A 24,819-nucleotide genomic window follows, 5' to 3' on the forward strand; every position below is an offset into this window, starting at 1 on the left:
CTTTTTCAAGGCGAATAGAGGAGCTTGCTTATCAATACCAGCCCCATACAAAGATAAACAGCGTGCCGAAGATCGTGACGAGCCCGACGAAGAGCGCATACCCGATGTTCAGGTACAAAGTCGACTTGGACCGGTCTTCCCCGATGTGCATGAAGAGGAACAGCTGCAGCGATGCTTGAATCAGGGCGGTCACGATCAGGATCGCCATGCTTGCGGCACTAGACAGGTCGAACATGACCACGGTCAGAGCGACGACCGTCAGGACGAGCGAGGAGACAAAGCCCATGACATGACGGATGGGAAACAAATCTTTCAACATGTCACATCATTCCTTTCAGGTAGACGAAGCTGAAGATGAAGATCCACACGACGTCGAGAAAGTGCCAGTACAGGGAGAAAATGAACGATTTGTTGGCCGTCGCCGGAGTGAAGCCCTCGCGGCTGACCTGGATCAGGATCGCCGAGCCCCAGAGGAGGCCGAACGTCACGTGAGCTCCATGAGTGCCGAGCAGAACGAACAGGCTCGATAGGAAGGCGCTCGTGGTCAGAGTCGCTCCCTCATGGACATACGTGAAGAATTCCGTGATTTCGACTCCAAGGAAGACGAGCCCGAGCAGAAGCGTAATGCCGATGAAGACCATCGCCGGCTTCTTGTAGCCCAGCCTCATCGCGTGAATCGCGAGTCCGATGGTAAAGCTGCTCGTCAGAAGCACGAAGGTTTCCACGAGCACGGGGCCGAGCTCGAACAGCTCGGAGCCGCTCGGACCGTTGGCGAAGCGGTCCACAAGAACGAAGAAGACCGTAAACAGTGTCGAGAAGAGCGCGATTTCCGCTCCGAGGAAGATCCAGAAGCCGAGAATCCGGTTGCTGTTCTCCTCTGTGGAATATTCCAGCGGACGGGAAGCGTCTAGTTTCATACCGGTTCACCCCGCAGTTTCTTTTCGGTTTGACGAATTTCCTCAACCGGAATAATAAAGCCATGGTCTCGGTCAAAGGACATGGCGGCCATGATTGCGAGCACTCCAATCCCGGCGACAATCGCTGGAATCCACCAACTGAAGACAAGGAAGAAGCCCAGGAAGAAGAACGCGATGCCGAGCACGAAAGGCTTGCCGGTATTGTTCGGCAGGTGGATTGGCTCAAGCTTGCCCTCGAAGATTGGCTTCTTCTTGTCGATCTTGGAGAACCAGAAGGCGTCGATCGTTTTGACGTTCGGAATTTCCGCAAAGTTGTAGGCCGGAACCGGGCTTTGCGTAGCCCATTCCAGAGTCCGTGCGTCCCAGGGATCTCCCGTCGTTTCGCGCGGGCTGTGACGGAAGCTCCAATACACGTTGTACACAAGAACGATGAAACCAGCCGCGAGACCGAGCGCGCCGAGGAAGGAGATAAAGTTAAGCGGCCCGAATCCGGTTTCGGCCGAGTACGTGTACATCCGGCGGGTCATCCCCTTAAGGCCGAGCAGGAACAGCGGGAAGAACGTGATGTTAAAGCAGACTGCGATGAGCCAGAATGCGAGTTTGCCAAGCTTTTCGTTCAACCGGAAGCCGAAAACCTTGGGGAACCAGTAATGGAACCCGGCGATGACGGCGAACACGGCGCCTGGAATGAGCACGTAGTGGAAGTGAGCGACCAGGAACATGGTGTTATGGTAATGATAGTCGGCGCTGGCCATCGCCAGCATGACGCCCGTTACGCCGCCTAAAGTGAAGATCGGGATGAACGCCATCGCGTAAAGCATAGGCGTCGTCAAGCTGATCTTGCCTCGATGCAGCGTAAAGAGCCAGTTGAAGATCTTGACGCCGGTCGGAACGGCGATCGCCATCGTCGTGATCGAGAAGAAGCCGTTGACCATCGCGCCTTGCCCCATCGTGTAGAAATGGTGCGCCCAGACGACGAAGGACAGGAGGGAGATCGCGACCATGCTGATGACCATCGATTTGTAGCCGTACAGGTTCTTCTTGGCGAAGGTGGAGATGATATCGCTGTAAATCCCGAAGGCCGGAAGAATGACGATATAAACCTCGGGATGCCCCCATACCCAGAATAGGTTGGCCCAGAGCATATCCATCCCGCCGTTCGCCATGGTGAAGAACTGCGCTCCGAAGAGGCGGTCGAACATCATGAGCAGAAGAGCAACTGTCAGAACCGGGAATGCGAAGGTGATGATGACGCTGGTGATGAGCGTAGACCAGGTGAACATCGGCAGGCGCATCAGCTTGAGGCCGGGAGCGCGCATCCGCAGAATGGTCACGAGGAAGTTGATGCCCGTCATGAGCGTCCCGATCCCGGAGATCTGCAGAGCAATTGAATAGTAGTTGTTGCCGACGGTGGGGCTGAACTCTTTGCTCGCGAGCGGGAAATAAGCGGACCAGCCGGCATCCGGCGATCCCCCGATCACAAAGGAGAGGTTCAACAGCATGGCGCCGGCGAAGAACAACCAGAAGCTGATCGCGTTCAGGCGCGGGAAAGCGACGTCGCGCGCGCCGATCTGCAGCGGGATCACGACGTTCATGAGACCGAAGATGAAGGGCATGGCCATGAACAAGATCATGATAAGGCCGTGAGTGGTGAAGACTTCATTGTAATGCTGAGCGTCAAGGAATTTCATTTCAGGCGCTGCGGTTTGTGCGCGCATCATGAGCGCGTCGACTCCGCCGCGGAACAGCATTAACAGAGCGCAGATGATATACATGACGCCAATGCGTTTGTGGTCGACCGTTGTCAACCACTCCCGCCACAGGTAGCCCCATTTCTTGAAATAGGTCAAGCCTGCGACGATCCCGATGGAGGCGAGTGCTATGGAAACCATCGCCCCGTAGATCATCGGTTCGCCGGTAACGAAAAATTCATCCCATTTCATAAGGGTAGGTTCTCCTTTCGGGTTGTCTTACGGATTTTCGGAAGGCGATACAGCTTCCGGTGTCGGCGTCGGGCTGACGTCGGGACTTGCGTCGAATTCGGAGCGATCCGACGGCGCCGGAGACGGATGCATGTTCATGTGCTCCTCGCTGCCTCCCGAGCCGTGCATATGACCGGCGTTCGTGCCTTCCGGGGCTGGGCTGAAGGTCAGATGGGTGGTGGAATAGCTTTGGCGGCCGACATGAGCCGTCTTCAGCAGCTCATTGAACTTCTCTTCCGTAAGCTCGGGTTCGGTCTTCTTCACCTTATCGACCCATTCGTCGTATTCCTTCTGACTCATCGCGAGTGCCTCAAACTCCATATGCGCGAAGCCTTCGCCGCTGAAGTTCGAGTTTTTGCCCATGTAAGAGCCGGGAATCTCGGCGACCAGGTTGAGGGTATTGATCATGTCGCTCATGGCGTACTTCTGTCCCGCAAGCTGAGGCACCCAGAAGCTGGTGATCGGTCCGAAGGAGTACAGTCGGAATTCAATGGGCCGGTTCACAGGGATGTTGACATAGTTGACGGTTTCGATGCCTTCCTCCGGGTAGCTGAAATGCCATTTCCAGTTGGAGGATGCGGCGTAGATGACCAGCGGCTTTTGGTTCTCGTAGCCCTCCGGCACCTTTTCCACCGCACTGGTTGTGCGTACGGTGACCACGGACAGAATGATGACGATGACGACCGGGATGGCGGTCCAGATCAGTTCCAGCCATTTGTTCCCTTCGTCATGGGGAGGAATGTAATCCTCATTTGATTTCTTCGCGCGGTACTTGACGAGCATGAAGACATAGAGGATGTAAACGACAATCAGGATGCCCGCCATCATTAAGATGGAAAAGATGATCGTGTCCGACAAGGTCCTCGCTTGCGGCCCTTTGGGATCCAGAACGACGAAGGAATCTCCGCAGCCGGTCAGAAGGGTGGCAAGTGCGAGAAACATCACGAACAATGGCCCTCTCTTTTTCATATAGGAGCCCCTTTCTCTAGTGATAAAATCATGGATTCCTGCGAGTGCTTCCGCTATGTATATAGTAATAAAGCGGCAAATTGAACTCAAACGCCATATGGTAACAACATTTCCAGATTAAAACAATAATATGAATATATTATTACAATATTTATGAAAAGCGGTTACATTATCCTCTACGTGTGATTAAAATCACTGAAAAAGCTTCGATTTTATTGATGTTCACAATTCGTTCAAATATAATCAAATTTATCGAAAAATTCTTCATTTCGTAACAATTTAACCGGTTGTTTTATGCAATATTTAATTGATTTATTCAATTGATACTTATTTACTTGTTTATGAATTGCCTTTCCCTTCTCTGGATGAGGGGGATCAAATGGGTTTTGATGTCTGCATGCTCCGATGATCTTATCTTTTGTGGGAGAAGTCCCTTCCGGTTATCACCTTCCATCCTACGATCATTGCGAACCGTGTATTCCTTGTTTGCTGGAAACCCGATTTTATGGAATGAGCTTAATCCTCCGTGTTCTCGCTGCACTTCATTCCTGGAACAGACGGTTGACATAAGACGAAGGGAAATCGTAAGATGAACAAAGGTTATCGATTAAGTTACAAATATGTACCTCTTTCGCGAGGAGGGAAGAAATGAAACCAGGTGTGACTATGCGTGACGTCGCGGAGAAGCTAGGAATCAGCAGCGTGACGGTCTCGAAAGCCCTGAACGACAAAGAGGGCGTAAGCGAAGAGCTGAAGGAGAAGATCAAGCAGGTCGCGGCGGAAATGGGTTATCAGATGAACATGGTCGCCAAATCGATGCGGGAGGGCTACACCTACAACATCGGGGTCGTGGTCTCTGAACGGTTTACCAGCAAGTCGCATTCGTTCTATTTGAAGTTCTATGAGCAGATCTCTCAGGTCCTGGAGGAATTCAAGTACTCGGCCATTCTCCATATATTGACGGTGGGGGATGAAGCTTCTCTCACGCTGCCAAGAATCTATCAAGAACGCAAGGTGGACGGGCTGATCGTACTCGGTCAAGTCGGCAAGGAATACATTCAAGTGCTTGCCGGGAGCAGCGCTCCCCTCGCTTTTTTGGATTTCTACACTGAGCAATCGACGATCGATTGCGTGATTACGGATAACTTTTACGGGATGTATGAAATGACCAATTATTTGATCCAATGCGGTCATCGCAAGCTCGCCTTCGTCGGCAATCTGTATGCCACGAGCAGCATCCAGGACCGGTTCCTTGGCTTTTACAAATCTCTTCTCGAGCATCACATTCCGCTTCTTCCCGATAACATCATCACGGATCGGGATGAAGAGGGGTGGTGGGTCGATTTTCAGCTTCCCGAGGAGCTGCCGACCGCCTTCGTTTGCAATTGCGACCTGGTGGCGTATAACCTCATCTTATCCTTAAATAAAAATGGCGTCCGCGTACCCGAAGATTGCTCGGTGGTCGGCTTCGACAACGACCTGTTCTCAACCCTTGCATCTCCGCAGGTGACGACAGTGGAAGTCAATATGAACGAGATGGCCCGAACCGCTGCGCGGAGCATCATTCGCAAAATCCGCGGGAAGACATCCGGAGAGGGGCGGATTCTAGTCAAGGGCAAGCTGCTGATCCGCGATTCGGTTCGCTCCATTGAAGTCTAAATGCCAATCCCGATCCTCATGATGATTTTCTGTCACAGAAAAAACATCATGAGGATCGGGTGTTTTTTTGTTAGTGCATATTGACCAACAAAACCTAACAAGGTAAAATAAAGTTGTTACTTAATCGATAACTTAATGGACGTTTCGCGGCAGGACCTCGTTCTGTCGACGATTGCAGCGCCATTAAGCATGAAGAATCGATTTGCAGGATAGCCTAACCAAATGAATGATACCATCGGGAGGGAACTCGAACATGACAGTGAAAATGATCGGAGAGGCATTGCCGAATATGCCTTGGCAAGAACGCCCGGACAGCGAGTCCGTTGTATGGAGACACTCGAACAATCCTATTATTCCTTGGAACCCGACGAAGAAGTCTGCCCGTATCTATAACAGCGCAGTGCTTCCTTACGAAGGCGGTTTCATCGGTGTATTCCGTGCCGACCACAAGAACGGCCGTCCGCAAATTCACCTGGGACGAAGCAACGATGGCATCAACTGGGATATTGAAGACGAAGAAGTGCATTGGGTGGATGAAGAAGGAAAGTCGTATCAACCTCACTATGCCTACGACCCTCGTCTTGTCAAAATCGAAGACACCTACTACATTGTATGGTGCACCGATTTCGGCGGAGCTGCTCTCGGTCTCGGCCGCACGACGGACTTCAAAACGTTCATCCGTATGGAAAACCCGTTTATTCCGTTCAACCGCAACGGCGTTTTGTTCCCGAAGAAGATTGATGGCAAATACCTTCTGCTCAGCCGTCCTAGCGACAGCGGTCACACGCCGTTCGGCGATATCTTCCTGAGCGAAAGCCCGGACCTCGTTCACTGGGGACGTCACCGTCGTGTGATGACTCGCGGCGGCAACGGCTGGTGGCAAGGCGTCAAGATCGGCGCAGGCCCGAACCCGATCGAAACGAGCGAAGGCTGGTTGATGTTCTTCCACGGCGTATCGACGACCTGTAACGGCTTCGTCTACAGCATGAGCGCTGCCATCCTCGACCTGGAAGATCCTTCGAAGGTTCTGTATCGCTCCGGGGACTACCTGCTTACTCCGGAAGAATCCTATGAAACGACGGGCTTCGTTCCGAACGTTGCTTTCCCTTGCGCTACGCTGCATGATCCGGCTACCGGCCGTATCGCCATCTACTACGGAGCAGCTGACACCCACGTGGCCGTTGCTTATACCGAACTGAACCTGCTCGTTGACTGGATCAAAGAGCATAACGATCTCAATCCCGGAGACGCTGAAAGCTACCGTTAATTCCAGGGTCATTTGAGAGGAGAATGGACATGAACAATCAAGCATACTTCTGGCAGCGCCTGCGTCGTTTGTCTGCCGATTATGAAGAATTGGTGACTCGCTCCAATGCCCCGGAGGAGCTCGGCAACGGCATCTATGATCGCTACAAGAATCCGGTTCTGACGGCGGAACATGCCCCTCTCTACTGGCGCTATGATCTGAATCCGGAGACGAACCCGTATCTGATGGAACGCAACGGCGTGAACGCCGCGTTCAATCCGGGCGCCATCGAGCTGAACGGCCGCATTTACCTCGTTGCACGCGTGGAAGGTGCCGATCGCAAGTCCTTCTTCGCGATCGCTGAAAGCGAAAACGGCGTTGATAACTTCCGCTTCTGGGATTATCCGATTGCGATCCCCGAGACGGAAGTTCCGGACACGAACATCTACGACATGCGTGTGGTCAAGCATGAGGATGGATGGATCTACGGTCTGTTCTGCACGGAGCGCAAAGACCCGAACGCTCCCTTTGGCGATACGTCCAGCGCGTACGCCCAATGCGGAATCGTGCGCACGAAGGATCTGAAGAGCTGGGAACGGCTTCCTGACCTCAAGACCCCTTCGCCGCAGCAGCGCAACGTCGTTCTCCATCCCGAATTCGTGGATGGGAAATATGCCTTCTACACTCGCCCGCAGGACGGCTTCATCGAAGCCGGTTCGGGCGGCGGGATCGGCTGGGGCTTGTCGGAGAGCATGAATCCGGCTTCCATCGATCACGAGACGATCGTGGACGAGAAGATCTACCACACGATCAAGGAAGTCAAGAACGGCCAAGGCCCTGCCCCGATCAAGACCGAGCACGGCTGGTTGCATATCGCGCACGGCGTGCGGAACACCGCTGCTGGCCTGCGTTATGTCATCTACTCATTCATGACCGATTTGGCCGAACCGAATCGCGTCACTCACTCTCCCGGCGGCTTCCTGATCGTTCCACAAGGAATCGAGCGCATCGGGGATGTGTCGAACGTCGTATTCACGAACGGCCTCGTCGCTCGCGACAACGGAGAAGTATTCCTATACTACGCTTCCTCCGATACCCGTTGCCATGTGGCCAAAACCACCGTTGACCAACTCGTTGACTACGTGCTCCACACGCCGGAGGACGGCTTGCGTTCCTTCGCGAGTGTTGAGAAACGCAGCGAGCTGATCAAGGCAAACCTGGAGCTCATGTCTCGTCCGGAGTATGCGTTCCTGATCAAAGGCTAATAAAGAATGAAACGACAGAACCCCTGCGCCTATCGAATGGTAGGATGCAGGGGTTCTTTTCTTATGATGATAAGCCGGCAAGGGGCTGTGTCTGGATTTCATGTGGCAACTTAACCGCTTCCATGATAGGATAGGCCTGAGTATGAATTCAGAGTCCGAAGGGAACGGAATGCGTCTTCGGGTGCTGGCAGGGGGAACGAATATGGCATATGGGGTTAACGATAACTCTTCTTTGCTGCTCCGATATGGGCAGCCTGCTGTCGAATGGGAAGAGGCTCTGCCGGTCGGGAACGGCCGAATTGGAGGGATGGTCTTCGGAGGAACGATTAGCGAACGGATTCAATTGAATGAGGATACGTTATGGAGCGGGGTTCCGCGTGATACGAACAATTATGAAGCAATCCGGCATTTGAAGAATGCGCGTGAGCTGATCCGTCAAGAAAAGTACTCCGAAGCGGAAAGACTCATCGAAGATAAGATGCAGGGAGTGAACTGCCAAGCGTATCAGCCGTTTGGCGATCTGATCCTCGAGCATCTGGACAGCGCGGGGGATGAGCGGGAAGGGTACGAGCGAACGCTCGATCTGGATTCCGGAATCGCCTCCGTTCGATACCGGATCGGACAAACCGAGTACCTGCGGCAAGTGTTCGTCAGTGCCGTTGACCAGGTGATGTGCGTTTCGATCCGTTCTCTCGGAGAAGAGCCTGTGGTTCTCTCAGCTGCGCTCGATTCCAAGCTCCGTCATCAGCTCCTGCCGGGAGAAGGCGGCGAACTGCTTCTCGCCGGAAACTGCCCGAGCCCTGTCGCCGGCCATAACTTGGGGGACCATCCCTGGTCGGTCCAAGATGAAGAAGGGTTGGGGATTCGTTTTTGCGGTGGGGTTAAGGCCGTAGCGGAGAAGGTCGAGCTCGCTGCTTCGCACGAGCCGCGTCTGATTGTCCGCGATCCTCAGGCGGTCACGCTGCTCTTTGCGGTGGAAACGAGCTTTAAAGGGTATGCCGCTATGCCCGGTACCGATCGTAAAGAGCTTGCCGCAGCATGCAGGCAGCGGCTCAGCCATGCGGCGGCTTACACGAGCGAAGAGCTGCAGGAAAGGCATTTGGAGGATCACCGCCGCTTGTTCCGGCGGATGGAGCTATCTCTGGGCACTGCGACCTCCAAAGGCGGCTTGGCTACCGACGACCGTTTGCATGCTTACAAACAAGGCGAATCAGATCCGGAGCTGGAAGCTTTATATTTTCAGTATGGCCGGTATTTGCTGATGGCTTCCTCGCGTCCTGGAACACAGCCTGCCAATCTGCAAGGAATCTGGAACGAACACGTTCAGCCGCCCTGGAATTCGGATTATACGACGAACATTAATACGGAAATGAACTATTGGATGGCGGAGACCGCCAACTTGAGCGAATGCCATGAGCCGCTCTTTGACATGCTGGACGAATTGAGCGTCACCGGCGGTCGGACCGCGCAGATTCACTATAACTGCCGGGGATGGACGGTCCATCACAATGTCGACCTGTGGCGGATGTCCACGCCTACCGACGGCTCGCCGAGCTGGGCTTTCTGGCCGATGGGCGGCGCGTGGATGGCTCTGCATCTGTGGGAGCACTACCGCTTTACGATGGACCCTGAGTTTCTCCGGGAGCGAGCTTATCCCTTGATGAAGGGAGCGGCGTTGTTTTGCCTGGATTATCTGGAAGAGACGCCGGAAGGCTTATTTGTGACGAACCCGTCGACCACGCCGGAAAATAAATTCCTCACTGCGGAAGGCAATCCGTGCAGCGTTTCGATGGCTACGACGATGGACATGTCCATCATCCGCGAGCTATTCGCGGCTGTGGGCGAAGCGGGAGACCTACTGGGCGTGGACGCGGAGCTGCTTCAAGAGCTCCGAGAGGCCGCATCGCGGCTGTACCCGTTTCACATCGACTCGGAAGGGCGGCTGCAGGAATGGTATCGTGAGTTCCCGGAGAGTGAGCTGGGTCATCGGCATGTCTCGCATCTCTTCAGCCTGTATCCGGGCAATCAGATCAACCGGAAGGAACGTCCCGAGCTCGTTCAGGCTGCTGCCAAATCCTTGGAGGGTCGGATCGCGAACGGCGGCGGGCATACGGGCTGGAGCTGCGCGTGGCTGATCAACCTGTACGCCCGTTTGCGGAATGGCGAAGAAGCTCACCGCTACATTCGTACGCTTCTCGCTCGCTCGTCCTATCCGAACCTGTTCGATGCCCACCCGCCTTTTCAGATTGACGGAAACTTCGGAGGGGCGGCGGGTATCGTGGAATGCCTGCTCCAGAGTCATCTGGGCGAGCTGGATTTCCTTCCGGCTCTTCCATCCGATTGGACGACTGGCTCGATTCAAGGGCTGCGAGCGCGCGGCGGATTTGAGGTCTCCCTCTCTTGGGAAGGGAGCCGGTTAACAGAAGCGGTCATTCTCTCGCACGCAGGAGAACCGTGTCGCATCGCGGACGCTTCCACTTGGCGAATTACCGGACCGGATGGAGCGGTAGCCTGTACAGCGGATGGCTTCGCCACCGCGATCGGTGCGACGTACCGCGTTACCCCGGCACAATGATCCGCTTCCCGCAGGCGCTCTCAGCCGCGCGGACGTGCTGTGAAGCTTCCGGTGACGAAAAAGGTGATGAAAGTCGAAATTGTTAGGTGATAATCCCTCTAATTTACTGGGTGCCTTTCATGCGAATGGAACGCTAGACTCAGGAAGAGCCTATCACAACCGAGGAGAACTGCAGCATAACGAAAAGTAATCGTTTCCTTTTCAGCGAGAGGAAGCGGTCCACGATATCGTCAAGCTATCATCGGGCAAGCAGGAGCTTAATCGTCATGTCGAAGTAAGACACCCTCGCATTCGGCAAGCTGATCTTCTACCTGTAAGGCATTATGCCCAGAATCGTTAGGAAGGCGACTTTCCCGCGCTTGGATCCGAGTTTCGGAGGAGTGCCGGGAAAGGCGCTTTTTTGCGGACAAAACATGCTATATACTTAAACCAGCCCTACATGCGCATGTATCTATATCCCAACGCCAAGGTTTGGGCAAACGGTTACAAGAGAGCGGAGATGCCATGTTTCATAACCTGCATGCCTTTTTCCTGAAAACCAACAACATTCGGATCAAGAACAAGCTGATTTTCTTCTTTATCATCGTCGTGTTTGTTCCGGTTATGTTTGTCGGGAGCTACCTGACGGCGGAGTTCCGGGGCACGGTCCTTAATCATGCAACTATACAAACCTCGAATAACGTAGATAAAATCAAGTCCCGAGCCTATGAAAATTTGAAAGTCTCGATCGATGTTTCCGACCGGCTCATGGTGGATACCCGTCTGAGCAAGCTGATAAGAACCACCTATACGGACCGATATGACGTTTTTGAGGCATACCGGGAATATCTTGATTTTGCTACCTATATAAGTCTTTTCAAACAGATTTCCTCGATTCGGCTGTATGTGGACAACCCAACCATTCTGAACAATTGGGAATTCCTCAATCCCGATGAAGAGACACTGAAATCAGAATGGTATCAAAGGGCGATGGCCAAATCGATCAGCCGGATCGACTGGGAGTACATGAAGGAGCCTCAGATTCCAAGTTCGGGGCCGTCCTTTAACCTGATCCGCAAAATCACGTTTGATGGAGGAACAAAAGGCGTTTTTGTCATCTCGCTCAATCAGCAAGAGCTGAACTCCATCGTGAGCCAGGAGCCGTTCGCTTCTCTCCTGCTCGATTCCAATGGAACCATTGTCGCCGCCAAGGATACCTCCTGGGTAGGGAAAAATATCCGTGAAATGGATTTTGCCAAGGATTTAACCGGACGATCTAAGGGAACGTACGAGTTCGATTTTGAAGGGAAGCCCTCTAAAATCATCATTGATGATTTACTGCCGGGAGACAGTGACAACGGGCTTAAAATCATATCGGTGTTTTCCATTGAAAGCATCATTCGCGAGGCTAATCAAGTAAACCGGCTGGGGTTCACCATCATCTTCTTGAGCTTGGGCCTTGCGACCCTGCTGATCTATCTGTTCGCCTCGCTCTTATCCAATCGGCTTCTAAAATTGAACAAGTCGCTGAACAAGGTGGCCATGGGCGATTTTCACTCCACGTTGGCAATTGACGGAAGTGATGAGATTGGGTTATTGGCGAAGCAATTTAACTTTATGGTCACCAACATCAGCAGGCTGATGGATGAGGTGCGCGAATCGAACGAGCAGCGCAATCAGCTCCTGCTTCACCAGAAGGAGATCAAGCTGAAGATGCTGGCGAGCCAGATCAATCCCCATTTTCTGTTCAACTCCCTGGAGTCGATCCGGATGCGCCTGCATATGAGCGGTGAGACGGAAGTGGCTACGATTGTCCGCCTCCTGGGCAAGCTGATCCGCAAAAACCTGGAGATCGGAGCGAAGGACATTCCGCTTGAGGACGAATTCGAAATCATCCGCTGCTATTTGGAAATTCAAAAGTTCCGTTACGGAAATGACCGGTTGAGTTACCGGTTGGATATCGACACAGACGGCGAGCTCGTGCGGATTCCGCCGCTGATCATTCAGCCTCTTGTGGAGAATGCCGTCATCCACGGGCTGGAGGAGATCGAAAAAGGCGGAGAGATCACCCTTACGGCGAAAGTGGAATCCGGTTGGCTGCATGTAGAAGTGGAAGATAACGGAATCGGCTTTACTTCTGATCGCCTGCAGGATATCATGCGCGCTATGGACGAGAGCGAAGATCGGGAAGAGCATCGGATCGGGCTGCGAAATGTCCACCAGCGTTTAATCCTCACCTACGGAGAAAGAAGCGGATTGACCATTGACAGCGAGCCGGGTAGGGGAACCCGCATCTATTTTTCGTTACCGATCGGAGGGAAGACTCATGTATAAAGTGTTGCTAGTGGATGATGAGCCGGCCATTCGCACGGGCCTCGTATCGCTCATCGATTGGACAGGGCTTGGCTATGAGGTTGTCGATACGGCAGCCAATGGGCGGGAAGCTTTAGAGAAATTTGACGAGCTCCATCCGCAGATGATGGTGGTTGACATCCGAATGCCGGGAATGGATGGCTTGCAGCTCATTCAAGAAATCAAGAAACGGAACAGCAATTGCCATTTTCTTATTCTCAGCGGATATTCGGATTTTAATTATGCTAGAGGGGCAATCGGCCTTGGTGTGGACGGATATATCTTGAAGCCAGTGGATGAAGATGAAATGTCGGAGGAATTGAAAAGGATCAGCGGGATCATGCAGCGGGAATCCGAAATGGAGAAGAGACGGAAGGATAGCGAAGACGTCTACCGAGAACGGATGCTGCTCACTTTGATCCATGAGAAGGGCGAACCGAATTACGGGCCGGAGATCAATGAGCTCTTCGGTACAACCCATCAGGGTTACCAAATTATTTTGCTTGAACTGGAGCTTCAAAAAGATAACATCTCCGGATCGCGGGCTGCCCTTCGCCGTTCGATCGAGGACATGCTGCAAGCGCGGAAAGCGGGCTTCACTTTTCTCCTGGATAGCCGGATGGGCATCTTGCTTCGAGAAGGATTGGCAAATGGGCGGGCCCTGATCGATTTTTACCGCCAACTGCGGGCGATTGCGGAGAATGGAACTCGCTTCTTCGCGGCCGGAGGGGCTTCTGTACCCGACATTCGCCGCATCCATGACTCCTATGAGGAAGCGGCTCATGTGCTGCAGAACCGCTTTTTGCTCGAAGGGGAGACCATTCATCTGTATTCGTCCCTTCAGGAGCTCTCTTCTCACGCGGAAGAACCATTGACGGAGTCGGCCCTGCAGCAAATGGCGGATAAGCTCTTGTTCGCCCTTGAGCTGGGACAGCCGGACAAGGTGCAGCATACAGTCAAGGAAGCCGGTCAAAAAATCCGCTCCGTCGAAAGCTCGGCCATGACCATCAAAACGAGTATGACCCAAGTGCTCACGCTTGCTCTCAACAAGCTGGCAGCGCTTAATCCGGCGTATGCCGCTCCGGTGAAGGAGAGCATGAATCATATCCCGGTTTTGTTTACCCAGAGTACGTATCACGATTTGATTCAGGAAGCGGCCGAGCTTACGGTCCAATTGGCTAACCGGATCGGCAATATGAGCAGCGCCCCCATCATTAAGCAGATTACGGCATTTATCGAGCTGCATTATGGAGAAAACCTGAAGCTGGAGACACTGGCTGAGCTGCATAACTACAACAGTGGGTACCTCGGAAAGCTCTTTAAGAGCGAGACCGGTGAAAGCTTTAACACCTATCTGGATAGGGTCCGTATCCGCCATGCCATCGAATTGCTGGGAAGCGGGCTCAAGGTCCATCAGGTGGCCCGATTGGTTGGGTATGCCAACGTCGATTACTTTCACAGCAAGTTCAAAAAGTATGTAGGGGAGTCTCCCTCGACCTTCAAAGGCAAATCTGTGAAGCTGCTTCGAGAAGACCCGAACGATGAATCGTAAGTCTTCGATCGAATCCGCCTGATCCGGCGGATTTTTTTATTCAGCATGAAATAATTTATGAAAGCGCTTATTTTTATATGATTTCACAGTGAATTTTAGTGGTTTTTCCGATAACCCGATTTCGGTAAGATGGAACCAAGAGAGAAGAGAAGGGGGATACCCATGAAACCGCTGTCAGCAGGAGGCTCCCTGCCGGAAGTAAAGACCCGAACAAGCTTTGGGTTCTGGAAGAAGATGGTCCAACAACGTTATTTGTATTTCATGTCCGTACCTTTTGTTATCTGGCTGATCGTATTCAGCTACGTTCCGATTTGGGGCTGGCTGATGGCCTTCCAAAAATATAAGCCGGGCAAGTCCATTCTCGATCAGAAGTGGGTAGGGTTGGACAACTTCCGCGCCTTATTTTCGGATGATACCTTCTACCTTGTTCTAAGAAATACATTGGCCATGAGCGTCATGGGGCTGATCGTCGGGTTTACGGTTCCGGTCATCTTCGCCCTCTTGATGAATGAGCTTCGCGGACAACTGTTTAAACGGACCGTCCAAACGATTTCTTATCTGCCTCACTTTGTATCCTGGGTCGTCGTCGCAGGTCTTGTTACGAAAATGCTTTCAACAGACGGAGGCGCGTTGAACGAGCTTCTCATGTGGCTCGGTATCATCAGCGAACCGATTCAGTTTATGGCCAAAGGTTCCTGGTTCTGGGGAATTGTAACCGCAGCCGATATGTGGAAGGAAACCGGTTGGAACTCGATCATCTTCCTAGCCGCGATGGCCGGTATCGATCAGGAAATCTATGAAGCCGCCACCGTAGATGGCGCTGGACGCATACGGCGCATGTGGCACATCACTCTCCCGGGAATTCGCCCGACGATCATGGTTATGCTCATCCTGTCGATCGGGAATTTGATCAGCATCGGCTTTGAAAAGCAGTTCCTGCTGCAAAACCCGCTTGTTACGGATTACTCCCGCGTCCTCGATCTCTATGCTCTGGAATATGGGATCGGCATGACACGCTACTCTTTCGGTACCGCTATCGGGATATTCAACTCGGTCGTCGGCATCATCCTGGTGCTTTCGGCTAACGGAATCTACAAGCGCGTAACCAAAGAGAGCATTATCTAAAGGGGGGGAATCACCATGCAGTCGGCAGTCGGCAGAAGCCGTACGGAACACTTATTCGATATCTTCTTGTACATCGTTATGATTCTGGTCTGTATCGTCACGCTCTATCCTTTTCTGAACGTGCTGGCGATCTCACTTAATGACTCCACGGATACGGTTCGAGGCGGCATTACCATCTGGCCGCGGCAATTCACCTGGTCCAACTACGAAACCATACTCCGTTATCCTACGTTGTTGATCGGGTTCCGGAACTCCGTGCTCCGGACAATTATTGGTTCCATCTGCGGAGTGCTCAGCGCTTCGATGGTCGCTTATGTGATGAGCCGGACTGACTTCCAAGCACGCAAGCTGTTTTCCACCATGTTCGCTTTGACCATGTACTTCTCCGGTGGCCTTATTCCAGGCTACATGCTGATTCGCAACCTGCATATGGTCGGAACGTTCTGGGTCTACATCATTCCGGGAATCCTGAGCGTGTGGAATATGTTCATCATCCGCTCGTTCATCAACGGACTTCCCTTTGCCTTGCAAGAATCTGCCAAAATCGACGGAGCGAACGATTTCAAAATCTTCTATCGCATCGTGCTTCCGCTCTGCTTGCCGGTTCTTGCGACCATCGCCTTGTTCGTTGCGGTTGGTCACTGGAATGCATGGTTTGATACCTATCTGTACAACAGCTCCAAAGAGCAGCTCACGACCCTTCAGTACGAGTTGATGAAGGTACTGCAAAGCACGCAGACCGGGAACGAGCAGATGCACAATCCGAATGCGGCTCAGAGCATGGCAAGAGTATCGCCGGAATCCATTAAGATGGCGATCACGATCGTATGTACCGTGCCGATCCTTGTAGTCTATCCGTTCATGCAAAAGTATTTCGTCAAAGGCATGACGCTCGGCGCTGTCAAGAGCTAAATGCCGAGTTCGGCACCCGCGGGGTCTGTGAGATTCGGACTCCGCGGAATCATCCAAGGTGTTTCCAGGGAAACCTGTGTGATACACATCCATTATGAGGGATAAAAAAAGGGAGGCATTGCAAAATGAAAGGAACAGCAGCGAAACTCACAAGCGTTTTGCTCGTCGGTTCACTGGCATTAACCGCCTGCAGCAGCAAATCCGGCAATGAAGCTTCTACTTCTCCGGAAGCATCTTCATCTGGCTCTCCAGTGGCCAGCGCTACAGCGGAAGCTCCTAAAGCGCTTAATGCAACCGTTTACAGCTCGGATCCGAACGCATCCTGGAATAACATGCAAGATCGAGTTGGGAAGGTACTCACCGAGAAAACCGGTGTTACCCTGAAGATGGAATTCCCGGTTGGCGGCGCGGCAACCGACCAAAAGATCGCACTTATGATTTCCGGCGGTGAATATCCGGACATGATTCTGCCAAAAGGCGACGCTGCCAAGCTGGTTGATGCTGGCGCCCTGATCGACCTGCGTCCCCTGATCGAGAAATATGCCCCTAACATCAAGAAAGTTTACGGTGAATACCTGAACCGCTTGAAATGGAGTAAGGATGACGATGCCATCTACATCCTGCCGACGGCCGGTGTTAACCAGAAATATTTTGATGCCGGTGGCGGCTTCCAGCTTCAGCACCGCGTTCTGAAGGAACTTGGCTATCCGCAAATGAAGACGGTTCAAGATTATGAAAACGCCATCAAGACATATATTGCCAAACATCCGACTACAGACGGCAAACCGACCATTGGCATGTCGCTGAACGCTGGTGAATGGCAGATCTTGATCTCCACCACGAACCCGGCCTTCTACACGACGGGCGGCTCCGACAACGGGGAGTTCTATATCGATGACAATACCTATGAAGCTACCTACCACTACATGCGTCCGGAAGAAAAGGAATACTTCCGCTGGCTGAACCACATGAACGACATCGGCCTCCTTGACAAGGAAAGCTTTGTTCAAAAGTATGACCAATACAAGGCGAAGGTTGCTACCGGCCGTGTACTGGGCATCATCGACCAACAATGGGACTACCAAGATGCAGAGAAAGCTCTGAGGACCGAAGGAAAGTATGATCAAACCTATGCCCGCTTCCCGGTTACCATGAGCGCAGACATCAAGCAGAAGGAGTTCCAAGATACCGGTTATGTAGCAGGTACCGGGATCGGCATTACCGTCAGCGGAGAAAAGAACGCCGTCCAACTGATCAAGTTCCTGGACTATCTCGCTTCCGACGAAGGTCAAGTTCTGAAGAACTGGGGCGTTGAAAACGTAGACTACAAAGTCGATAACGGCAAGCGCGTCATTCTGGACGACATCCAAAACCGCCGCATCAATGACAATGTGAACTATACCAAAGAAAGTGGTGTAGGTAACTACAACTTCGCTCCTTGGTACGGCGACGGTGTAAACGACCCGAGTGGCAATCCGTATACCTTGAACTTCAAGAGCCAAATCATTGCTACCTACACCGATGCCGAGAAAGAAACGCTGAAAGCGTATAACGCCGAAACGTATCTTGATCTGTGGCCGAAACCGGAAGAATTCCCGGTTAAAGCTTGGGGCGCGGCTTGGAACATCCCGGTTGAAACTGGCTCCGACCTGCAAATTCTCCAAAAGAAAATGGAAGATATCATGAAGAAGCGCGTTCCGCAAGCGATCCTTGCGAAGCCGGCTGACTTCGACAAGGTTTGGGATGAATTCATGCAGGACATCGACAAAGCCGGCGTCAAGAAAATGAATGAACTGTACACTGAGCTTGTCAAAGCAAGAGTTGATCTCTGGAAATAATTGAAGTATCGCACAAGGAGGCCTGCTTCAGGCCTCCTTGTTTGTCATACAGGGGTCTTTAGTAAACGATGATTAGAATCCTATCATTCGAGGTGAACATAGCCATGATACACGAGAAGCTTCCCAAGATCTGGTTCGGAGGGGATTACAACCCCGAGCAGTGGGATGAAGCGAAGATGGAAGAAGACCTGCGCATGTTCAAGCTGGCGAATATTGACGTGGCTACCGTCAATGTCTTTTCTTGGGCTCGCATTCAGCCCGACGAAGACACCTACCGGTTCGAGTGGCTGGATAAAATTTTGGACCGATTGGCGGAAGAAGGAATCAAGGTATGTCTCGCCACCAGCACCGGAGCTCATCCGGCCTGGATGGCCAAGCGTTATCCTGACATCCGGCGCGTCGATCACAACGGCTTGAAGCGGCAATTTGGCGGACGGCATAACTCCTGCCCGCACAGCCCGACTTACCGCATGTATTCGGAGAGACTGGCCGCCAAGCTGGCGGAGCGCTACAAGGATCATCCGGCACTCGTCGCTTGGCATATCGCCAACGAATACGGCGGCTATTGCTATTGCGACAACTGCGCGGAGGCCTTTCGCGATTGGCTTAAGAAGCGCTACGGCTCGCTGGATGCTTTGAATCAAGCGTGGTATACCGCATTCTGGGGCCATACGTTCTACGAATGGGATGAAATCGTTCCTCCCAGCGGCATGAGCGAGGAATGGGGCGGGGGACGGTCGAATTTCCAAAGCATCTCGCTCGATTACCGGCGCTTCCAATCCGAATCTCTCCTTGACTGCTATCGTCTGGAATACGAGGCCATAAAAAAGCAATCGGATGTTCCGATCACGACGAATCTGATGGGAACCTATCCGGAGCTTGACTATTTCACTTGGGCCAAGCATATGGATGTGGTTTCTTGGGACAGCTATCCGTCTCTCGATACCCCGGTCAGCGTGACCGCGATGACCCACGATTTGATGAGAGGGCTCAAGGGCGGTCAACCGTTCATGCTGATGGAGCAGACGCCGAGCCAGCAGAATTGGCAGGCTTACAATTCCTTGAAGCGGCCGGGCGTTATGCGCTTATGGAGCTATCAAGCGGTTGCTCACGGTGCGGATACGGTCATGTTCTTCCAACTGCGGCGCTCTATCGGCGCATGCGAGAAATACCATGGTGCCGTCATTGAGCACGCCGGACATGAGCATACCCGGGTCTTTCGCGAATGCACGGAGCTTGGAGCGGAGCTTGTCTCGCTCCAAGACAAGCTGATTGATTCCCGCTTGAACTCCAAAGCCGCCATTCTCTTCGATTGGGATAATCGCTGGGCGGTCGAGCTCTCCAGCGGGCCAACCGTCGCTTTGAAATACGTCGATCAAGTCCATACCTATTACAAGGCTCTGTACGATAACAACATCCAGACGGATATGATCGGCCTCGAAGAGGATTTTGACCGCTACGAGCTGATCATCGCTCCGGTTCTTTACATGATCAAGCCGGGAGTAGCAGAGAAAATCGATGCGTTTGTGAAGCGGGGCGGAACCTTCATCACGACCTTCTTCAGCGGCATTGTCAACGAGACTGATATCGTTACGGTTGGCGGATATCCCGGCAAGCTTCGTCCGATTCTCGGAATTTGGGCGGAGGAAATCGATGCGCTATTCCCAGATGCGAGCAATCGGATCGTCATGAAAAAGCCGTATGGCAGTCTGTCGGGCGACTATTCCTGCAACCTGCTCTGCGATCTGATCCACTCTGAAGGCGCCGAAGTCCTGGCGGAATACGGAAGCGACTTTTACAAGGGGATGCCGGTCGTCACTCGAAACCAGTACGGGGAAGGAGAAGCTTGGTATATCGCTTCGAATCCGGAGCCCGCATTCCTCACAGGACTGCTTGCGGAGATTTGCAGGGAGAAGGGCATTCAGCCGTTGCTGGAAACTCCGGAGGGAGTGGAGGTCACCGAGCGGAGCAAGGATGGCAAGAGCTTTACGTTCCTTCTTAACCACAACGCAGAGGAAGCGCAGGTTGAACTTCCCGCTACCTATGCAGGGGCGACCGACTTGTTGACCGGACGCAGCATGGCCGGGACGACATTCATCCCAGGCAGAGGCGTTTTTATCCTCGAAAAGTAATTGAGAGTTAGCGAGCTCCGATCTAGACGGGGCTCTATTCCCTGCCCCTTGCGCTTTCGGGTACCTATCTGATAAAATAAATCTAATTATGACAAGGAGGTGAAGCGGGAGATGAATCTCGAACAGGTGAACAACACTGTAAGCCGGCTGCCGATTGCTACAGCTGGCATCGTTCATGCGGAATACGGATACGGGAGAGGTCTGTCCATTTTACCCTATACGTATCACCCATTCGAGAAGAATCTCCTGCCGTAGCCTCATCGGAAGCGATGAAGGGCCGTAGGGATATTCCCTGCGGCTCTTTTTTTGATTCACGAAGGCTCGAACCGGAGAATCCCAAGGAGGATTATCCATGATTATCGCGAGCGCGAATCAAGTTGAACATTATATCGGATCGAACCAAATTTTGAAGGCTGTTACCTTTGAACTGCATGACGGGGACCGGGTCGGGCTGATCGGCCTGAACGGGAGCGGGAAATCTACCCTGCTGAGACTGCTGGCCGGTCTTGACCGTGCAGATGAAGGGCAGCTTTCGCTAAGAAAAGGAATACGCGTCTCGTACCTGGCACAGATCCAAGCGGAAGCGGAGGGAAGCTCAGGTACACTGTATGACCGGCTCGCTCACGGCTTTCGCGAGATGCGGGACATTGGTGCCAAGCTGGCGGAAGCCGAGCGGTTAATGGCCGATCCGGAGTTGGCCGAAGATGCGAACCGGATGAATAAGCTGCTCAGCCGGTATGCCGAATGGCAGGAGGCGTTTGAGAAGGGCGGCGGCTATGAGATGGACGCGAGAATTCGTCAGGTCGCATCCGGCCTTGGCATCCGCGCGGATCAATTCGACTCCCCCTACGCCGGGTTATCCGGAGGAGAGAAGACGAAGGCTGGGCTTGCTGCCGTCCTGATCGAACGGCCGGATCTACTCCTGCTGGATGAACCGACCAACCATCTTGACCTAGCTGGCGTAGAGTGGTTGGAAGGCTATTTGTCCTCTTATCCGGGGACTTGTCTGATCGTATCTCATGACCGTTACTTTTTGGACCAGGTCGTTACGAAAATCATCGAATTGGAGGATGGCGAATCCTCCTTGTACCTGACCACCTATTCGGGTTATGTGAAGGAGAAGGAAGAACGACTGCTGAAGGAATTTGCCGAGTACCAGGAGCAGCAGAAGCAAATCCGCAAGATGAAGGAATCGATTCGTCAGCTCCAAGAGTGGGGCGGCCTTGGCGGGGATAAGCGCTTCTTCACACGTGCGGCGTCGATTCAGAAGGCGATCGATCGGATGGAGAAGAGGAAGCGGCCGGTTCTGGACCGAAAAACCGCCGCGTTCGACCTCCAAATGATGGAGCGTTCCGGCCGGAAAACGCTTGTGCTCCGCGAGGTTCTGAAAAGCTATGGCTCCCGGTCGATTCTGAACGGGGTGACGGCCGAGCTGGAATTCGGCGAGAAGATCGCCCTAGTCGGCACCAACGGCTCCGGTAAAACCACCCTGTTCAAGCTGGTTTTGGGTGAAGCTGCGCCGGATGGCGGGCAACTGACGCTTGGTGCGCAGGTGGAGGCAGGTTATTTGGCCCAGGAGGCGGTTCCTTCCGACCGAACCGAGAGCGTGCTGGATTATTACCGCAAGGAAGCCGAGCTGGAAGAAGGAGTCGCTCGTGGCCGGCTTGCGCGTTACCTCTTTTATGGCCAAGATGTTTTCAAGTCGGTCGCTTCCTTATCGGGTGGAGAGTGGACCCGCTTGCGGCTCGCGCTGTTAGTCGAAAGGAAGCCTAATCTGCTCTTACTCGACGAACCGACGAATCACCTGGATATCGCCTCAAGGGAAGCGTTAGAGGAGACCCTGGAGGATTATCCGGGGAGCTTGCTGCTCATTTCACATGATCGCTACCTGATCAACAAGCTGGCACAGAAGGTATGGGAGCTGAGACAGGGCAGCCTTACAGTCTATCACGGCAATTATGAGAACTTCCGGGAAAAAAGTGGCTCTCGGTCTTCGGCGGAAGCAGCAGGAGCCGAGAGTGCGGACAGCGGGAGCGATTGTGATAAGTCGCGATTGATAGAAGCGAAGAGAGCTGCCGGAAGCCGCGAAGAGCAAGCCGGACTTAAACGGAATGAACGAGGCCCGCGTTCGGATCTGCCGGGAAAAGCTTCTGCCAACAATCTCGTGGAGCGCATAGCTCGACTGGAAGTGGAGATCGAGCAGCATGAGGCGCGAGCGGCTATGCTGGAGGCGGATTTGCTGTCCCCTCAGCTGCAGGAGGATACGAAGCGGCTTCAACGGGTATGGGAAGAGAAGGAAGCCCTCAATCGACAGATTCAAGAATACTACGAAGAGTGGGCATTGATGACGGAGGAAGGCCAATAAACGAAAGAAATGCAGTCGATTGTGAGCAATACGGGGAGAAAAAGGTATTTACTCCAAGTAACTCCTCTCAACGAAAAACACCGGTCATTTTTTGACCGGTTTCTTTATGTTCAATTCTCGGGTTGTGGCCTATACTTAACTCATAGTTGATGGACAAAAAGGAATGAGAATGAGTGAAAAAAACGAGTTGTGCCATCGTCCATAACGGAAATCTCGGAAGCGAGAAGTTCCTCTATCAGGTTCGCTGGCTGGAAAGGTCCGCAGGAGAGCTTGGGTTTGACGTAAGGACGATCGGTAATCAAGAGCTAATCCCGACGATCGAAGGCGGCATTCCCGTGATCAAGGGCTGCTACGCGGGGTATGAGCCGGATTTTTTCTTCTTTTGGGACAAGGATGTCCGGCTCGCCCGGCATTTGGAGCGGATGGGCTTCAAGCTCTACAACAATGCGGCCAGCATCGAGATTTGCGACGACAAGATCCGTACCTATGAGACGCTGATGGGGCAAGGTCTGCGTTTGCCGAAGACGATGGTGGCGCCGCTCATTTATGAAACGAGCGAGATCACGGATTTCAGTCCCTACGACACGATCATCGCCGAGCTCGGTTTCCCGATGGTGGTGAAGGAAGCGTTCGGCTCCTTCGGCGAACAAGTTTATCTCGTTCGGAGCCGGGAGGAACTGCTCCGCCTTGTGGAAAGGATCAAGCACCGACCGCACTTGTATCAGGAACTGGTCACTTCAAGCATAGGCCGGGACATACGGATCAATGTGGTCGGGCAAACGGCAGCGGCGGCCATGCGAAGGGAGTCGGAGCATGATTTCCGGGCTAATGTGACGGCCGGAGGACGGATGGAGGCTTACACCCCCACCGAGCGAGAAAAAGAGGTTGCCATCGCCTGCGCCAATCGGATCGGTGCGGATTTTGCCGGGGTCGATCTTTTGTTCGGAGAGGACGGGGAACCTTATGTGTGCGAAGTGAACTCGAACGCTCACTTCAAAAACATCTTCGATTGCACAGGGGTGGATCTGGCCGTCCGCATGCTGGATTACATACGGAGCGAGAGGGCGGGGCGGTATGCTTAACGGATGGCTTCTCTACAACGAAACGGACGCCGAACGCAACCGTAGTTATATTGATTGGTTTCTTGAGGAAGCGAGAGGGCTCGACATGGGGCTCGAGCTTGTGAGCAAGGAAGAGCTGGAGATCGGCGTCCAAGCGGGTTCCTTGTATGTAGGGCTGCGCGGCGATCACGCGAAGCTGCCTGATTATTGTATCATGCGGAACCGGGACGAATTGTTATCCGCGCAGCTGGAAGCGCTTGGAGTGCCTGTCTTCAATTCATCCGCCGTATCGCGGCTTGCCAATGACAAGGCGCGAACCTGTCAGTACCTAGCTCAGCATGGAATCCCGATGCCGGATACGCTGTTCTTGAACAAGACGGATTACCGGGAACAGCGGTATGAGGGACTCGCCTATCCACGCATTTTGAAAGCGGCGGGTGGACGAGGCGGAAGCGAAGTTTACCGGGTTAGCTCCGCACAGGAGATAACGGAGAGGCTGCGCGGTTACCCGGAGGGAAGTGCGTTCGTGCTGCAGGAGATGGTGACGCCGGGAAGAGATGTGCGGGTCTTTGTCGTCGGCAAGCGGATTGTCGGAGCGGTTCTTCGAGAGTCCGACCGTGATTTCCGGGCCAATCACTCACTGGGTGGGCGCTCTTCCCTGTACACGCTAACAGCAAGCGAGGAGGAGTTGGCTCGACGAATCATCGAACGATTTGACTTCGGGATGGCGGGCATCGATTTCATCTACGGTTCGGACGGAACGGTTCTCTTGAACGAAATTGAGGATGTCGTCGGCAGTCGGACGCTCTCCCTTCATTCCAACATCAATATCGTGCGTCTCTACCTGGAGCACATTCGGGAGACGATAACGACCAAAGATTGATACAACG

18 protein-coding genes are annotated in these 24,819 nt (G+C 53.1%); 14 read left to right on the forward strand and 4 right to left on the reverse strand.

Annotated features, from left to right (window positions below; genetic code table 11):
- Positions 1–31 precede the first annotated feature (31 nt).
- Genes qoxD through qoxA form a run of 4 tightly spaced genes read right to left on the reverse strand, consistent with a single transcriptional unit; the run spans position 32 to position 3,868 of the window.
- Positions 32–319 carry a cytochrome aa3 quinol oxidase subunit IV gene (gene qoxD, locus BN2684_RS15945; protein ID WP_058303144.1) on the reverse strand — a complete coding sequence of 96 codons (288 nt, stop codon included), beginning with the start codon at positions 317–319 and terminating at the stop codon, positions 32–34.
- A gap of 1 nt (position 320) precedes the next feature.
- Positions 321–917 carry a cytochrome aa3 quinol oxidase subunit III gene (qoxC, locus tag BN2684_RS15950; RefSeq protein WP_058303145.1) on the reverse strand — a complete coding sequence of 199 codons (597 nt, stop codon included), beginning with the start codon at positions 915–917 and terminating at the stop codon, positions 321–323.
- Entirely contained in the window at positions 914–2,860 is a 1,947-nt protein-coding gene (gene qoxB / locus BN2684_RS15955; protein WP_058303146.1) for a cytochrome aa3 quinol oxidase subunit I, read from the reverse strand. The genes qoxC and qoxB overlap by 4 nt, the downstream gene beginning before the upstream one ends.
- A 27-nt stretch (positions 2,861–2,887) precedes the next feature.
- The gene (gene qoxA, locus BN2684_RS15960) at positions 2,888–3,868 is read right to left on the reverse strand and encodes a cytochrome aa3 quinol oxidase subunit II (RefSeq protein ID WP_058303147.1); all 981 of its coding nucleotides are present in this window, start codon (positions 3,866–3,868) and stop codon (positions 2,888–2,890) included.
- Between the two features lie 648 nt (positions 3,869–4,516).
- Here qoxA and BN2684_RS15965 point away from each other — a divergent pair.
- The 14 genes from BN2684_RS15965 to BN2684_RS16025 all read left to right on the forward strand — a co-directional run bounded on the left by BN2684_RS15965 (position 4,517) and on the right by BN2684_RS16025 (position 24,812).
- Positions 4,517–5,527: a substrate-binding domain-containing protein gene (locus BN2684_RS15965; RefSeq protein WP_058303148.1), complete on the forward strand. Its 1,011-nt coding sequence runs from the start codon at positions 4,517–4,519 to the stop codon at positions 5,525–5,527.
- Positions 5,528–5,780: 253 nt separating this feature from the next.
- Complete coding sequence (locus tag BN2684_RS15970; protein ID WP_058303149.1) at positions 5,781–6,794, forward strand: glycoside hydrolase family 130 protein; 1,014 nt, start codon at positions 5,781–5,783, stop codon at positions 6,792–6,794.
- A gap of 29 nt (positions 6,795–6,823) precedes the next feature.
- Positions 6,824–8,038: a glycoside hydrolase family 130 protein gene (locus BN2684_RS15975; RefSeq protein ID WP_058303150.1), complete on the forward strand. Its 1,215-nt coding sequence runs from the start codon at positions 6,824–6,826 to the stop codon at positions 8,036–8,038.
- Positions 8,039–8,180: 142 nt separating this feature from the next.
- Complete coding sequence (locus BN2684_RS15980; RefSeq protein ID WP_234340253.1) at positions 8,181–10,613, forward strand: glycoside hydrolase family 95 protein; 2,433 nt, start codon at positions 8,181–8,183, stop codon at positions 10,611–10,613.
- Positions 10,614–11,117: 504 nt separating this feature from the next.
- Positions 11,118–12,926, forward strand: coding sequence for a sensor histidine kinase (locus BN2684_RS15985; RefSeq protein ID WP_058303151.1), 1,809 nt, complete (start codon positions 11,118–11,120; stop codon positions 12,924–12,926).
- A complete protein-coding gene (locus tag BN2684_RS15990) occupies positions 12,919–14,496 on the forward strand; it encodes a response regulator transcription factor (protein WP_058303152.1) in 1,578 nt (525 codons plus the stop codon). The genes BN2684_RS15985 and BN2684_RS15990 overlap by 8 nt, the downstream gene beginning before the upstream one ends.
- 162 nt (positions 14,497–14,658) lie before the next feature.
- Complete coding sequence (locus tag BN2684_RS15995; RefSeq protein WP_058303153.1) at positions 14,659–15,621, forward strand: ABC transporter permease; 963 nt, start codon at positions 14,659–14,661, stop codon at positions 15,619–15,621.
- Positions 15,622–15,636: 15 nt separating this feature from the next.
- On the forward strand, positions 15,637–16,533 hold the full coding sequence (locus BN2684_RS16000; RefSeq protein WP_058303154.1) for a carbohydrate ABC transporter permease: 897 nt from the start codon (positions 15,637–15,639) through the stop codon (positions 16,531–16,533).
- A 125-nt stretch (positions 16,534–16,658) separates the two neighbouring features.
- Positions 16,659–18,371 (forward strand): ABC transporter substrate-binding protein, encoded by a 1,713-nt coding sequence (locus BN2684_RS16005; protein ID WP_058303155.1) that lies wholly within the window; start codon positions 16,659–16,661, stop codon positions 18,369–18,371.
- A 104-nt stretch (positions 18,372–18,475) separates the two neighbouring features.
- Positions 18,476–20,503: a beta-galactosidase gene (locus tag BN2684_RS16010; protein WP_058303156.1), complete on the forward strand. Its 2,028-nt coding sequence runs from the start codon at positions 18,476–18,478 to the stop codon at positions 20,501–20,503.
- A gap of 111 nt (positions 20,504–20,614) precedes the next feature.
- On the forward strand, positions 20,615–20,758 hold the full coding sequence (locus tag BN2684_RS24750) for a hypothetical protein (protein WP_187385779.1): 144 nt from the start codon (positions 20,615–20,617) through the stop codon (positions 20,756–20,758).
- Positions 20,759–20,855: 97 nt separating this feature from the next.
- The gene (gene abc-f, locus BN2684_RS16015) at positions 20,856–22,868 is read left to right on the forward strand and encodes a ribosomal protection-like ABC-F family protein (RefSeq protein WP_058303157.1); all 2,013 of its coding nucleotides are present in this window, start codon (positions 20,856–20,858) and stop codon (positions 22,866–22,868) included.
- Between the two features lie 173 nt (positions 22,869–23,041).
- The gene (locus tag BN2684_RS16020) at positions 23,042–23,950 is read left to right on the forward strand and encodes an ATP-grasp domain-containing protein (RefSeq protein ID WP_082652012.1); all 909 of its coding nucleotides are present in this window, start codon (positions 23,042–23,044) and stop codon (positions 23,948–23,950) included.
- Positions 23,943–24,812, forward strand: coding sequence for an ATP-grasp domain-containing protein (locus tag BN2684_RS16025; protein ID WP_058303158.1), 870 nt, complete (start codon positions 23,943–23,945; stop codon positions 24,810–24,812). The genes BN2684_RS16020 and BN2684_RS16025 overlap by 8 nt, the downstream gene beginning before the upstream one ends.
- Positions 24,813–24,819: the final 7 nt, after the last annotated feature.

It is taken from the genome of Gorillibacterium timonense, assembly GCF_001457415.1.
GTDB classification, from domain to species: domain Bacteria; phylum Bacillota; class Bacilli; order Paenibacillales; family NBRC-103111; genus Gorillibacterium; species Gorillibacterium timonense.